General features: G+C 41.5%; 15 protein-coding genes. 5 read left to right on the forward strand and 10 right to left on the reverse strand.

The window, feature by feature from the left end:
- The first annotated feature begins 189 nt into the window (after positions 1-189).
- The 4 genes from RMX69_RS17890 (at position 190) to RMX69_RS17905 (ending at position 6,245) form a co-directional block, all read left to right on the forward strand.
- Complete coding sequence (locus RMX69_RS17890) at positions 190-1,821, forward strand: DUF6930 domain-containing protein (protein WP_322638256.1); 1,632 nt, start codon at positions 190-192, stop codon at positions 1,819-1,821.
- Between the two features lie 2,044 nt (positions 1,822-3,865).
- A complete protein-coding gene (locus RMX69_RS17895; protein WP_289798878.1) occupies positions 3,866-4,042 on the forward strand; it encodes a CopG family transcriptional regulator in 177 nt (58 codons plus the stop codon).
- 277 nt (positions 4,043-4,319) lie between these two features.
- Entirely contained in the window at positions 4,320-5,759 is a 1,440-nt protein-coding gene (zds, locus tag RMX69_RS17900) for a 9,9'-di-cis-zeta-carotene desaturase (RefSeq protein WP_322638257.1), read from the forward strand.
- Positions 5,760-5,801: 42 nt separating this feature from the next.
- Positions 5,802-6,245, forward strand: a complete 444-nt coding sequence (locus tag RMX69_RS17905; protein WP_289798880.1) for an SRPBCC family protein — start codon at positions 5,802-5,804, stop codon at positions 6,243-6,245.
- A gap of 93 nt (positions 6,246-6,338) precedes the next feature.
- Here RMX69_RS17905 and RMX69_RS17910 read toward each other — a convergent pair whose 3' ends face one another.
- The 6 genes from RMX69_RS17910 to RMX69_RS17935 form a co-directional block, all read right to left on the reverse strand.
- Positions 6,339-6,812, reverse strand: a complete 474-nt coding sequence (locus RMX69_RS17910; protein ID WP_322638258.1) for a hypothetical protein — start codon at positions 6,810-6,812, stop codon at positions 6,339-6,341.
- A gap of 164 nt (positions 6,813-6,976) precedes the next feature.
- Positions 6,977-7,195: a type II toxin-antitoxin system HicB family antitoxin gene (locus RMX69_RS17915; protein ID WP_322638259.1), complete on the reverse strand. Its 219-nt coding sequence runs from the start codon at positions 7,193-7,195 to the stop codon at positions 6,977-6,979.
- A complete protein-coding gene (locus RMX69_RS17920; protein ID WP_289800101.1) occupies positions 7,188-7,400 on the reverse strand; it encodes a type II toxin-antitoxin system HicA family toxin in 213 nt (70 codons plus the stop codon). The genes RMX69_RS17915 and RMX69_RS17920 overlap by 8 nt, the downstream gene beginning before the upstream one ends.
- 154 nt (positions 7,401-7,554) lie before the next feature.
- On the reverse strand, positions 7,555-7,791 hold the full coding sequence (locus RMX69_RS17925) for a 2Fe-2S iron-sulfur cluster-binding protein (RefSeq protein WP_289798882.1): 237 nt from the start codon (positions 7,789-7,791) through the stop codon (positions 7,555-7,557).
- 212 nt (positions 7,792-8,003) lie between these two features.
- Positions 8,004-9,488: a cobyric acid synthase CobQ gene (cobQ, locus tag RMX69_RS17930; protein WP_289798883.1), complete on the reverse strand. Its 1,485-nt coding sequence runs from the start codon at positions 9,486-9,488 to the stop codon at positions 8,004-8,006.
- 408 nt (positions 9,489-9,896) lie between these two features.
- Positions 9,897-10,301, reverse strand: a complete 405-nt coding sequence (locus tag RMX69_RS17935; RefSeq protein WP_322638260.1) for an Npun_F0494 family protein — start codon at positions 10,299-10,301, stop codon at positions 9,897-9,899.
- A gap of 194 nt (positions 10,302-10,495) precedes the next feature.
- Between RMX69_RS17935 and RMX69_RS17940 the strand changes: the two genes are divergently transcribed.
- The gene (locus RMX69_RS17940) at positions 10,496-10,936 is read left to right on the forward strand and encodes a peroxiredoxin (RefSeq protein ID WP_099101976.1); all 441 of its coding nucleotides are present in this window, start codon (positions 10,496-10,498) and stop codon (positions 10,934-10,936) included.
- Between the two features lie 65 nt (positions 10,937-11,001).
- On the opposite strand, the gene RMX69_RS17945 is transcribed toward RMX69_RS17940, so the two are convergent.
- From RMX69_RS17945 to RMX69_RS17960, 4 genes are all read right to left on the reverse strand, one after another.
- Entirely contained in the window at positions 11,002-11,400 is a 399-nt protein-coding gene (locus RMX69_RS17945; protein WP_322638261.1) for a hypothetical protein, read from the reverse strand.
- A gap of 39 nt (positions 11,401-11,439) precedes the next feature.
- Positions 11,440-12,327, reverse strand: coding sequence for an ABC transporter permease (locus RMX69_RS17950; protein ID WP_289798887.1), 888 nt, complete (start codon positions 12,325-12,327; stop codon positions 11,440-11,442).
- A gap of 105 nt (positions 12,328-12,432) precedes the next feature.
- Positions 12,433-13,452 carry an ABC transporter ATP-binding protein gene (locus RMX69_RS17955; protein WP_322638262.1) on the reverse strand — a complete coding sequence of 340 codons (1,020 nt, stop codon included), beginning with the start codon at positions 13,450-13,452 and terminating at the stop codon, positions 12,433-12,435.
- 135 nt (positions 13,453-13,587) lie between these two features.
- Positions 13,588-14,568 carry a choice-of-anchor A family protein gene (locus RMX69_RS17960; protein ID WP_289798889.1) on the reverse strand — a complete coding sequence of 327 codons (981 nt, stop codon included), beginning with the start codon at positions 14,566-14,568 and terminating at the stop codon, positions 13,588-13,590.
- Between the last annotated feature and the right edge of the window lie 4 nt (positions 14,569-14,572).

Genomic DNA, 14,572 nt, shown 5'->3' on the forward strand with positions numbered 1-14,572 from the left:
TCCGTCAAAAGTAGCCAAAGATTTTTATTCTAGAATTAGAGACTCAATGTGTTTATACATTCGGTATTCTTAAAATTTAAGCCTTACGGCAGCAACAGAAGCAACCACCCTTCAGGTGCAGCCATAAAAATTTAATCCGAGGCTAGCTAGCCCCCAAAGTTTAGTTCCAAATTGCTTCTTTTGATCTCTATGACAAGTTTTAATCGCTCTACCAGTCGTCGGTTGAAGAAATTAACTCAAATTCCTTCTGTATGGGAGGGCGATCGCCGTCCGTTGTCATCACCAAACCATCTGTCCGACTCAGATGCAAAGGGAGAATGCATTCTTTGGGTAGATTACTCCCAAGGTGTTGTTCGAGGAATGGACGTGGTAGCTTCAGATATTGGGCCAGAAGCAATAGTTCGCACCTTAATGCAAGCAATGGAGCATCCTCAAAGTCCAGCAAGGCCTGCTAGACCCCAAAGAATTGTAGTCAAAGACCGCGAGATCCAATTTTATCTGCGGGGAGTACTGCAAGATTTGGATATCGCCATTGACTATGCACCAGAACTGCCTTTAATTGACGAACTATTTCGTGGATTCGCCGACATCCTCGATAGTCAAACCCCCGACTTACCCCCGCAGTATGCACAAATCTTGCGAGAGAAAGCATTTGCAATTTGGCAAGCAGCACCTTGGGAATTTTTGCAAGAACAGCAAATTTTGTCAATCGAGATTAATAAGTGGGATGTTGGCACACTCTACGCCTCAGTTATGGGAATGCTGGGAATGGAGTATGGGATTTTGTTTTATCGCTCAGAAGAGTCTTTAAAACAGTTTCGCGCCGCAGTTTTAACGGATGAAGAATCAACTGAGCATCTAGAAGAAGCGTTCCTCAAGCAAGATTGCTTGTTTCTCACTTTTGAGAGCGTTGACGAAACCGATGAAGATGACGATGAAGAAGATGATTTGGCGGATCTGCCATTATCAGAAATTGACCCGACTTTTGGTAATATCCACCCCTTAGAAGGACTACGGTCTGTTTTGTATGACGAAGAGGCATTGGTAATGTTGGTTGCGATCGAAAGCCTGAGCCGCTTTATTCGGGATCACCGTCGCCAACTTCATGAGGATATCTTCCCTACTCTGGGCCGTCGCTATCGCATTTCTCTACCGCAGTCGGAAGAATCAACTAAATCAGTGCCTGTAACAGTCTCTACCATGCCGCAGTTAGCAGCAGAATTAGAGGAAATGGCAGGCTTTGGTATTGATGATGAGGAGATTGACAACCTTGATTTCCAATCATTGCGAGATGACTTGATACCAGAAGATTCCTTCCTCAGCTTAGGTGTAGTGTCTTGGGAAATATTGGATTCTCTACGAAAGGGGGTCAGCTACTACCAGGCTAGTGAAATCGAACAAGTGGGTGATGGTTTGCCGGTGATTTTAATTCAAACTTCTCGGCCCAAGGCGAAGACTGTAATTGAAAGAATTGAAGCAGCAGGCGGATTGAGAGCAATTTGCTTTAATCCAGGTGCCGATCCTTTTGATGGCGATCGCTACGACCTGGGTTTATTGCAAACTCAAAATGGCGAATTGTTCCTATTCGGTGAATTTTTAGATGAAGATCCGATTCATGTCGAAGCCCGAAAAAAATGGAATCAGCGGTGTAAAAATACTCAGGGATACTGTGGCTTAATCATTGCCAAAGGACTAACAGGAGCCTCCCGTGGCAATCCTCAGTTACGAGATATGATGGCTTTGTTTGAAGGGCGATCGCTTTCACCTAAAGATTTAGGTATTGGCACTCTCCAACTTATGCCCCAACTGAAATTTGAATAATTGTATGAATTGCCGCAATCCTCAATCTCAAATTATCGGCATGAGTAATTAAGTTGATGTGTATTTGATTGATTAAAACTGCATTTGAGAGCAAAAAAGGGAAGGCTTTGCCTTTTAACGTTTACCCTCCTTCTCTTTACCAACGGAGTGTTAATTCACCAATGCTGAGATACTATCTTACCCCATAGCAAAACCTGGGGATTGAAGTTAGAACGCATCATTGACAGCAGATTTCCAGTTGGTGAGTTACACAAGCTAAGTCTGTTACCCAGATATAAAGAGTGTTTTACTCCTTAATTCAGAATTCTGAATTAAGGAGTAACTGTTTCAGGGAAGTAAACAGGACTCAGGGTTTTCACTTTTGTATATACCCCAAATAAAGTTCAGAATGAGCAACAAAACCCAGATGTAGAGGCGTGATTTATCGCGTCTTGAAAAACCAATCGTTTACAACAATAACCCTTAACAAAACCATATTGGTATATACCCCATCCCTTGTAGGCAGTCTTTTAAGTAGAGGCAGAGTGCTTCCGGCTCCACTCAGTCTTTGCAATCTGCGTACCTATCAGGGTGCGGCACTTTGTAATGAATATTCATGTATATGTCAATACTAATACGCGACCAATCTTGAGAAGCTAACTTTACCTAAATTTCATGAAGTACCTGTATTTTCATAGTTTTCTAGTTATTTTATCTAAATATTTTAGGTATAAATAACGACAAAAAAATAAAATTTTATCTACAAAGACTGCTTGAATCAAAGCTAACTGATGCACTTAGATATTGGAATCTTTTTTTTAACAAGTTTTTGAGTTTAGCATCCTGTTATATATCAATATCATTAAGCAAAAGTTCAGATACATATGTTTTTCTTTGTAATTTTTTTATAAAGGAGGAAAAATAGCTTTATTAGTGTCTAAATGAAGATTATTTAAAGTGCGTAAATAATAGCTATAATAAACACAATGCCGAAAAATTTAAAAGATACGATTATTTATATGGGTATACTTACCAGATAAAAATAGTCGTAATAAAAATTTTATTGGCAGTAATTTATATCTGGACTTAGATATGAGGAAAATGTCTTATGTAAAACTTATAACGCCCTACTTGGCTAAAAATGATTTATATAACCTCCAGATAGATGAAGACGAAAAATCGCAAAAAACTGCTGATTTTCAAGCAAGCTATATCGCTAGAAAGAAGATAAAAAGTATGCAATACTTCATTGCATTCTGAGGATAATTTATTGTAAAAGTATGAAACAAAACTAAAATATTATTATCGGCAACAGTCAAGTAACATCACATATATTCTGGATTAATTTGTCTGTGTGAAATTACAGATATTGCTGTCAAAATTTACCAAGATACTTGGCAATTTACACTCAGTAGACTGAGCGTTGTTCCCTTTTTTTCTGGCTACTGTATTGGCAGTGAAAAGCAATCAGCTTGATCGAAGTAAGCCAAAATTCATAACAGTTCAAGTAGCTCTTAAGTTATTGGTTGCAGTCTGGTTACATATGGGTGTTTGTTTTAAAGTGATCGCTGATTTGCCTACTTTCTAAGTCACTATTCACGCTCTATACACATCACTCTAAACCGCCTGTCAACCAGTATTTCAGCATGATAATGATTCTGAAGCTTTATTTTTTGGGGTTCTAGCAGATATTCTCTCCAAGTGAGTTTGGCAAACTTAGTTAAGAGAGAAGGTCAAATGCTTTCAATGGAGAATAACTTTGGAAATCTTCATTGAGTCAATAGTAGGTATCTCGAATTCCTTTATAAAATTTCATTGTCAGGCTTTACTCATGCTGTTAGTAGGGTTATTATCTTCAAAAGCAACTATGTGCTATTTATGCTGTCACAATAGTAACAAATAAAGTGTAGTATTTTGATTTTTTTAGAAAATGATCAATCCTTTGCCAAAACAAACATTTTTAATATTAATGGTATTACTTGTTTCCTGAGACAAACTCTGATAACCTTATCGGTTCCCTCATTAATTTAGACTCTTTCGACCAGCTAAATATACAGCAGATAGCATGATAATGACAAATAAAAAATGGGCAGTTAAACGCATAACAGTTAATCTCGCAACGCAGGAAGCGGAAAAACTAGAAAAATATTGCCAACAAACAGGTAGACCTGCAACTGACGTAATTCGTGAACTGATTAGAAGTTTGCCTGTCTCCGACGACAACAAAGATGCAAACAACTAAGAAGTTAATTTCACAACATTATCCAGAAAACAGCTTTGCCAACAAAAAAATATCTCTGATACTTTTGAGAGTCCGTCGCTATGGACAAAAGTTTGTCTAGATGATACAGACGCGTTTTTATCGCGTCTGGTCATTTACCGGGACTAAAAAAAGTAATCAAAGAAGTTTTAATATCGATATTGGCAAGCCTTAATATGCTGCTAGAGTTGATATTAAGTAGCAAATTCCGACACCAACCCAGTTACAATCTGTAAAGAAACTGAAAAGGAACGACGGAATGCGTGTTGCAATCGTAGGTGCGGGACTGGCTGGGCTAGCAACCGCAGTAGATTTAGCTGATGCTGGTTGTGAAATAGAGATTTTTGAGTCTCGTCCGTTTGTCGGTGGTAAAGTTGGCAGTTGGGTTGATGGAGATGGCAACCATCTAGAAATGGGGTTGCATGTATTTTTCGGGTGCTACTACCAACTATTTGACTTAATGAAAAAAGTGGGGGTGTTAGAAAACTTACGCCTCAAGGAACATACCCACACTTTTATTAATAAAGGTGGGCGCACTGGTGCTTTAGATTTTCGTTTTATTACAGGTGCGCCTTTCAATGGGTTAAAGGCATTTTTCACTACTTCCCAACTATCGTTGCAGGATAAATTGCAAAATGCGATCGCTTTGGGTACTAGTCCGGTAGTTCGCGGATTGGTAGACTTTGATGGGGCGATGAAAACTATCCGCAATTTAGATAAAGTTAGCTTTGCTGATTGGTTCCGCAGTCATGGTGGAAGTAATGGCAGCATCAAGCGGATGTGGAACCCGATTGCTTACGCATTGGGATTTATTGATTGCGAAAATATGTCTGCCCGTTGTATGTTAACCATATTCCAGCTATTTGCAGTTAGAACTGAAGCTTCAGTTTTACGAATGCTGGAAGGTTCTCCATCTGAATATTTACACAAGCCGATTCTGGAATATCTGGAAGCTAGAGGCACCAAAATTTACACGCGCCGACAAGTTCGGGAAATTCAGTTTACTGAGTCAGCCAAACAAACCCGTGTCACTGGTATAGTAGTTGCGCAAGGTGATGCAGTAGAAACTATCACCGCTGATGCTTACGTTTTTGCCTGTGATGTTCCAGGAATTCAACGCATTCTACCCCACGAGTGGCGTAAGTGGTCAGAATTTGACAATATTTACAAACTCGATGCAGTGCCAGTGGCTACAGTGCAGTTACGCTTTGATGGTTGGGTAACAGAACTGAACGATGGAGAGCAACGTAAACAGCTAAATCATGCGGCTGGAATCGATAATTTACTTTACACAGCCGATGCTGACTTTTCTTGTTTTGCCGATTTAGCGTTGACTAGCCCTGCTGATTATTATCGCCCAGGACAGGGGTCTTTGTTACAGCTAGTGCTGACACCGGGAGATCCGTTTATTGGACAAAGTAATGAAGCGATCGCACAACATGTTCTCAAGCAAGTTCATGAACTGTTTCCCTCGTCGCGGGAGCTAAATATGACTTGGTACAGTGTTGTAAAGCTTGCTCAGTCTCTCTACCGAGAAGCGCCAGGGATGGATGCGTATCGTCCTAACCAAAAAACACCAGTAGATAATTTCTTCCTTGCCGGCAGTTATACTCAGCAAGACTACATCGACAGCATGGAAGGTGCTACTATTTCTGGACGACGGGCGGCAAAAGTGATTTTGGAGAGTTTGAAGAAATAACCAACCGCAAAGGGCGCAAAGGGCGCAAAGGAAGAAGTAGAGATGTCAGATTGGTTAGAGCATACTGTGCAGGTAGAAGTAGAGGCTCCCATAGATTTAGTATGGAGTCTCTGGTCTGATTTGGAGCAAATGCCCCGGTGGATGAAGTGGATTGATTCAGTGAAAATTCCGCCAGATAATCCAGATATATCTCTTTGGAAATTAAAAACTGGCAGTCTAGAATTTTCTTGGCAATCCCGAATTCTCAAAGTTATTCCTAACCAAATTATCCAATGGGAATCGGTTGATGGTTTGCCGAATCAGGGAGCGATTCGCTTTTACGATCGCCACAATAGTAGTATTGTTAAAATGACTATTTCTTATGCTATCCCCGGCATTCTTGGCAAAATTATGGATAACTTGTTTTTGGGGCGGATAGTTGAATCAACGATTCAAGCTGATTTGGAAAGGTTTAAAGAATACGCGCTGAATGTTAAAGCTAATTGATATAGATAGCAAAACCAGGCAGTAGGAAACAAGGGTGTCAAAGTTTCTTGCTGTCTGAAGGGAAAATATGGATTTTTTAATTGCGTATCTTTATTACGAAGTAGAAGTTAGAGAGTGCTTTATCTTTTCTATAGCTTGATTCAATCCTTTTGTGTCAATCCAACCTACATAACCACCAAAAAGCATTTTGTTATTGCTGTCAGCTAAAAAGATATGCTTGACGTTAGCTGGATTAATAAAAATTTTAATTACAGTACCATCTTTAAGAGTAAAAATAGGTGTTGCTCTCCTGAAATCTCTGCTGTGGGCTTGAGTCATACCTGGGACATTGACTAATATTTCAACAGCTTTTTGAGCGATTTGAGAAATACTGCTAGCTATTTCTGCTTCAGTATTCCATTCTTCCAGCCAATCTATTCCTTTTTGACTTAAGCGAAAATCTTCTTTTACAGCAAGCTTCTTATTAACTAAACTAGACAAATTTTTTAAATACAAAATAACTGTAATAATGTATAAAATAATTTTGGAAAATCTACTTATAATCCTTTCAAATATTTGATTTGACATATTAACTATTGCCTGTTGTGACGATAATATTCCTAGTCCTTAACTATAAAAATTCTCTAATTGTAAAAAATCAGTAATAATACGTTAAAATACTATTTAAACTAACCAAAATAACCTGCGATCGCGCAAATTGTGCAGCATTAGTTACCACCTACTCAATCGCCTTAACACACTCTACTTACTGTTGGTTCTGGAAGTGAATCACCTGTAGCTTCATAAGCAATAATTAGAGACTCTAAGGCTTCAATCCCATTTGCCACAGCTAACTCGTAAGTATCTCCATGAGTCCGCCAGCGTTGTCCTGGAAAATCAGGGAATCCTACTAAGAAGCAATCATCTTCATCAGACCACTGAATAATCATTTGGTACTTAAGCTTACTCATCTTTTTCTGTCCCTTCTACTTCCTCAATTGCCTGTTTAACTTCCTTCTCTTGGTAGCGTTTAGCATCTGCTCCGTCTTTGCCTGAAATCGTGATTTTTCCACTATATAGGGGATGCACCCAGTTAGTATGACTTCCTTTTCCTGGGACTTCTGTAAAACCTACTTGGGAAAGCATTTGCTTCAGTTCCCGGATTTTCTTTGGCATTAATTTTATTAAAAAATGCGATCGCCACAGTAAAAAACAATGGTTTAAATATTCCTTGCTGTCTATCCAAAAGAATCTAATCATTGATTAGATTTTTGTTTATGCATTGACTTGTTTTACTATACTAGTCCTTGTCAAATAACCAGGACTGACATTACCAAGTTGGGTCGCTAAACAAATTAATCGTCAATTCCTCGCGTGGCGGTACTCCGGTGATACAAGCGCGAACAATCTCTCCATCCTCTAATTCGACGGTGCAAGCGTGACAAGATCCCATGAGACAACCGGTGGGAATAAATACCCCAGCCCGGTCTGCTACATCTAAGAGGGCTTCTCCCACTTCGGCATCTACTGTGACATCATCTGGTAAAAAACGGACACGAACAATCATCAATATTACGCATTTAATAGAGTTGTCATTTGTCAGTTGTCCTTTGTCCTTTGCAAATGACCAATACTTCTCTACGAGAGGCTGCACTTCTCTACGAGACGCTCCGCGAACGACTACGCTCAGTGACCACGCCAACGACTACGCGGTAGTTGAGCGCAGTCGAAACTCTGTACAAGTGACCAATGACTAATGACATTTCAACGAATTTTAGCTTAAGACAAAAACAGACTTAAGTCCAAATGGCTTTCAACTTCAATGGCTAGAGAGTCCAAAATCTGCTCTCGCTGTTCTCGATAGTTAGCAACACCGGTGGGCAAAGATTTTAAACCCCGCTGTTGACGGAGGCGATTTAACCAAGCGCGTCGCCAAGGCCCATTGTCAAAAAGCCCGTGCAGGTAACTTCCCCACACTGATTGACAACTATCTACTAACCCTAAATTAATATCGTCAAATAGGGCATGGTAGGATTGGGGATCTATACCTTGCTGTTCAATGCGCGATCGCCCTTGGTGGATTTCAAAGCCATTAACTGGTAAACCTTGTTGGGGATAATTTGAGCTAACTTGGCGCTGGCGGGCGATTTTTTGTCCTGTAATTACAGTTCTGATTGGTAAAAGATTTAACCCTTGAAATCTGCCAGCTTGTCCCTCTATCCCTTCTGGATCGGCGATGATTTGACCGAGCATTTGATAGCCACCGCAGATACCTAAAACTGTTCCCCCAGAAGCAGCGTAGTTTTGGATCGCTTCTGCCATACCGCTTTTTTGCAGCAGTAGCAAGTCAGCAATTGTGGTCTTTGTACCTGGGATAATCACGGCATCAGGATGTCCCAAATCTTGCTTCGGACTTAAGTACTTGATTGAAACTGTACTTTCTGATTCTAGTGGGTCAAAGTCGGTGAAATTGGCAATTCTTGGTAAGCGGATGACGGCAATGTTGAGGTCAGTTTGCGCTTTACTCGACGACGATTGACGTTCTAGTAAGTCAAGGGAATCCTCTGCTGGAAACATTTCTTGCAAGTAAGGTATAACACCGATAACGGGGATACCTGTGCGTTCTTCTAACCATTTTATCCCTGGATCTAATAGCGATCGCTGTCCTCGAAACTTGTTAATTACTATACCCTTAATTAAGGCGCGTTCATCCGGTTCTAATAACTCTAGAGTGCCTACCACATGGGCAAAAGCACCACCCCGATCAATATCAACTACTAACATGGTTGGTGCATTTAAATGTTTTGCTACCCGCATATTAGTTAAGTCGCGGTGCTTGAGGTTAATCTCTGCTGGACTACCAGCACCTTCACAAACCACCATGTCAAATTCTGTTCCTAAATGCTGTAGCGATTCTTCAATTGTCCGCCACCCCAGTTCAAAATATTGCTCGTAGTAATCTGAGGCACTGACTTTACCTACAGACCTACCTTTAATAATTACTTGGGAAGTCATATCCCCTTGAGGTTTGAGTAAAATTGGGTTCATTTCTACCCAAGGCACGACTCCCGCCGCCCAAGCTTGCACTGCTTGAGCGTAGCCAATTTCTCCACCACTGGCAGTGACATAAGCATTTAAAGCCATATTTTGACCTTTAAAGGGAGCCACTCGCCAACCACGCCGCGACAGAATGCGACAAATAGCTGTAGTTAAAAGTGATTTCCCTGCATGGGATGTTGTCCCCACTACCATAATTGATTTCATAGTTGCTATCACTTAGTTTTTCAAGATACAGAGTTAATTTTTAGGAGCGAACAACAAGGGAGCAGGGGGAGTGGAAAAGCGGGGGAGCAGGGGAAAAGGTTAAAGGTTAAAGGGAAAAGGAATAAATTTAATCTTTCCCCTTTTCCCCTTACCCCTTTCCCTTTCCCCATGCCCAATGCCCAATGCCCAATGCCCCATGCCCAATGCCCAATGCCCAATGCCCCATGCCCAATGCCCAATGCCCAATGCCCAATACTTCGACTACGCTCAGTACAAGTGCCCAATGCCCACTATAACCATCACAAATTGCAGTTGGATGGTTATGGTAAAGACTTCATGAATAGATATGATGTTTCCGTGTATATTGTTCCCTTTGATTCCCTAATCCTAACTCTTGGATTTTTTATTCTAAAAAGGTATCCGTAACCAACGAATCACAGCATCATAGAAACGATCGCGCCATGAAGGAGTACGCCAATTTTTACCCTGGTATTGTTCCACTAACTGGCGTCCCAAGGGAGTGAGACGAAAACTATCTGTAATTCCCTGACCATCGACTTCTCGGCGCAATACACCTACTTGAATCAACCAGCCCAAAGCGTCATCACAGGCTAATTCTGATAAAGGGCGTTTAGTATAACCCTGCTTGAGTCCATTTTCCAGAGCGATCGCAGTTACTGATACACTCTGGTGGGCCATCACTTCAAATAAAGATACATTAAAAGGCGAACACACTAGCGATCGCTCGGCTCTTTCTACTGTGCTTTGAGGATAGACAAAAATATTTGGGTTTTGGGAATCAACAGCAGCCATTGTGTATTGGTAGAAATTTTTCTTCTAACAAAGATTAATTTAAGAATATATTTTTTCTTGTACCAAATACCCCATTAAACCAAAATTAGTTACCTAAAGTGTATTTATCCTATTTTTTAGTAATTATATTTAAACATTATAAATTAATGTAAAATTTCAAGTGCATCAACAATCTGAAACAGGAAAGGTTAATTATGCCTCTAGCAGTTGGTACGGATGCACCTGCATTTACCGCCAAAGATACAAACGGCAATACAGTCTCGTTATCTGATTTTGCCGGAAAGACGGTTGTTTTGTATTTTTACCCCAAAGATGACACGCCAGGCTGCACCAAACAAGCCTGTAGTTTTCGGGATGCCCAGTCTCAATATCAAGGTAAAGATATTGTAATTTTGGGAGTCAGTGCAGATGATGAAGTCTCCCATCAGGCATTCACTCAAAAATATAATTTGAATTTTCCCCTACTGGCTGACAGCGACAAATCCCTAATCAAAGCTTTCGATGTGGATGGCGGCGGTTATGCCAAGCGCGTCACCTACGTAATTGACCCCAGTGGCAAAATTACCCATGTTGACAGTGCTGTAAATACCACCACCCATGCTAGCGATGTTTTAGCTGCACTTGGGCTGATCTGATAATTCAGGATTTTTTAAATGGTCTTAGCCCCAAGCCTCTAGAGGCTTGGGGTTCTTTGTTTGATTCAGTTACCTGATGGTGGTGTCACCAATGGCGGCGTAACTGATGGTTGTGTAACTGTTGGCAAACTGAGGGTTGGTTGCTGTTGTTGACCTTGAATTAGTTTTTGTTGCCTTGCTTTAAAGGCTGCTGCTGCTGAGTTTAGTTCTTCGTTCTGTTGGTTAGAATCCCAGTTGAGAGTCCCGAAATTTGCCCGATGAATCAGATCAAACATATTGAAATTGTCTGAATTGGAACGGGCGAAAGGATCGGTATTTTGGTCTGTTGTACTATTGCTGGGGAAAGCATCCGCTGGGCTGCTGACTTGAGCCGAACTTGGTTGAGCTATGAGCAAGGAAGCAAAGCTAATTCCTGCTGCCGTAGCTAGAAAGAGTCTAGTAATTTGTAAAAATGGTTTTTTCATGGGTTTTGACCCTAAATAAAATTGATCTATTTTATCTTTTTAAGCCAGAGTCCGCCGCAGTTGGGGTTGAATACTTAGCAAGGCGACTAGGGCAAAGCCAAACAACACCAGCAATGCTCCCCCAAAGGTAACATCGCCCCAAGGAGCTTGCATAACTACACTACTTAGTGCCCAATTACTATGGAAATATAGATAGCGAATTGGTTCGATCGCATAGCTGAGAGGATTTAGAGTAGCTACAACCTGCAACCACTGAGGCATGAAGGATAGAGGTGCTAAAGCTGTACTAGCAAACAATAATGGGAGGTTGGTGACGAAAATCACTGCAATCAATTCAATGTGGCCGGGTAAAGCGAAAGCTAAACCGAGAGAGATAGCTGTTACACCCAAAGCTAAGAGTAAAACAATTAGAGCGATCGCACTTAAACCCGCTACATCGGGTAGTCCAGCCCCCAAGAACGCCGCTGCTGCTACAATTACAGCTGCTTGTAACAAACTTTGGCTGATGATAAAGATGGCTGAGGCAAAAACAATGGAAAATCGTGATGCTAACGGTGCTACCAGCAAACGATTCAAAAAGCCGAATTCGCGGTCAAACATTACAGGTAAACCAGCATTCAGCGCCCCAGCAAAGGCTGTAAACACAATGATGCCAGCAGCCAAAAATTGACCGTAATTTGTTGTATTGCCAAATATACCTTTGGGAGCATTTTGGAACAAAGCACCAAATAGCACTAACCACATTACTGGCTGAATAATTCCAGCGACTAAAGATGAGGGACGGCGTTGCAACTGAATAAACAAGCGACGAGTTAAAGCCAACGTCTCTTGTACCAATTCACCGAAAAAGTTAGGTGCAGTATTAGTATCTACTTGTGGCGATGCTAATGGTTGCCAATTGATATCAGATTTAGGAGTAACACTCATAGCAATTTTGGATTTTGGATTTTGGATTTTAGATTGGGCACAAGAGGCAGAGGTGCGGAGGGGAAAGACTTACTGCTACTGCTCCCCTGCTCCCCTGCTCCCTACCTATCTCATATTCTGCTTCTTTTCAGCTTTGGGATCGCGGGTGGCGACGGCTGCGAGTTCTGCATCCAATAAGGTGCGTCCTGTGGCAGCGAGATAAACGTCATCAAGGCTGGGGCGAGATTGGGCGATGCCAAATATGGGCAAGCCAGCGGTATTCAGCGATTGCTGTATGTTAGTAAGAACATCATTCTGAGGTGTCACTACCAAGTTGAGCGAATTACCTTGAGCGCTGTTAATGATGACTTCTTGGACAAAGGGCAAAGGTTTCAGGAGGTTTTTAGCTTTCTCAGCTTCCTCAATGGGGGAAAACTCGCGGATTCGCAAGGTGATGCGATCGCCCCCTACTTGATCTTTCAATTGCGAAGGTGTACCACTTGCAATTACAACGCCGCGATCTATAATTGCCACGCGATCGGCTAAAGCGTCAATTTCTTCTAAATAATGGCTGGTAATTACTACCGTCGTCCCAGAGGCGCGTAATTTTCTCAGGAAATCCCATACCACAAAACGAGTTTCTATGTCAAGTCCCACAGTTGGCTCGTCCAACACCAAAACATCCGGTGCATGGAGCAACCCGGCAGCCAAGTCTAGGCGCTTGCGTAAACCGCCTGAGTAGGTTCCTGTCTTTTTGTTAGCGTATTCTTGCAAACCGAGTAAATCTAATACCGTTTCAATACGCTGTTTGGCTACTGCGCCTGGAAGGTGATAAAGTGCTGCTTGTAATTGCAGCAGTTCTTTTCCGGTCAACACCTTATCTATAGAGACTTCCTGAGCTACGTAGCCTAGTCGTTGTCTTGCCACTCTGGGATTATCTAACACAGAGATGCCAGATACTTCGATAATGCCTGCATCCGGTGTGGTCAGCGTACACAAAGCACGCAAGGTAGTAGTTTTCCCAGCACCGTTGGGGCCAAGTAAACCAAAAATTTCTCCTGGTTCTACCTGAAAGGAAACATCCTGGACAGCAACCACTGTACCGTAACGTTTTTGCAGATTTTGAATTAAAACGGCGGGAGCCATGACAGCCGATCCCCAACTATACAAATCTCAATAAAGTCTATCCTTATTGTAGAAGGTAGAGAGCAAGGAAATAGCGCATGAGCGAAAATCTCTAAATAAGTTCGCTTCATGCGCTATGCTGCCAAAAATTTTTAATTATTCTAAACAAGTTGTTTGATTGCGTTTGTAGCGAAACAAACCAAATACTACAGCAATTAATCCTAAACCTGGAAGATTTGCAGGCTCTGGAACCTTACGAGTGGGAGGCTTAGGCGGATTATAGTACTTCGTTGGGACATCTGGCAGATCGCCATTAAATAGATAGTTGTGAGACTCACCATTTCCTGTCAAAGAAGCTACCACGACATTGCCGTTAATTTGACCGTTATTGAAATTGAAATTAGCCAAAGGCGCAAGAATACTACCTTGAATGCCAATGCTACTGGCAGTTAGGTTTGTCGCTTCATAAAAGTTATAGATTACTTTTTGTTTATCTGCGCCAATGATATTAAACCCAAAGTTTTGTAGTGACACATCCTTACCGCTGATATTGACAACGATAGTTGAATTTGCGTCCCCCTTTATTTCAAAATAGTTTGTCTTGGAGACAGATGAGCCTGCAAGATTAAAAACATTGAAAGCAGTACCACTGCCACTAAGGTTAATAGCACCCCAAGGTTGAACTGTTGTGTTACCAGTAGGAGTCAAGGTTGCCAAATATTCAGATAACCCTCGAAGTTGTTTCCCTGCTTCATTGAAGTCAATGGGATTACCCTGGCTGAGAGTTCCTTGAGGAAATCCCACATTGCTGGATACATTGGCGCTGCCTCCATAGACAGCATTACCGTGGTAGACTTGACCGTTACTCAGAGTTAAATTCTGTCCAGCGACTACTACGTTGCCGCTATTGCCAGAAAGTCTGCTTCCAAGTCCGCCGACGAAATTTATGTTACCGCCAGCAGCAACTTTTCCTTCGATATCTGTATATTTTTGAGAGATATCTCCCAAAACAAATACATTGTAGTCAGAGGCAGCGCCTAACTCAACTGCATTCGCTCTTGCTGAGAAACCCAGCGCTAGAGTGACTACAATCGGAGCTGCTATTTGCCCCCAAATATAATAGGTTTTTGATTTCATCTTA

This window comes from Nostoc sp. EspVER01, from assembly GCF_034530635.1.
In the GTDB taxonomy this organism is placed as follows: Bacteria; Cyanobacteriota; Cyanobacteriia; order Cyanobacteriales; family Nostocaceae; genus Nostoc.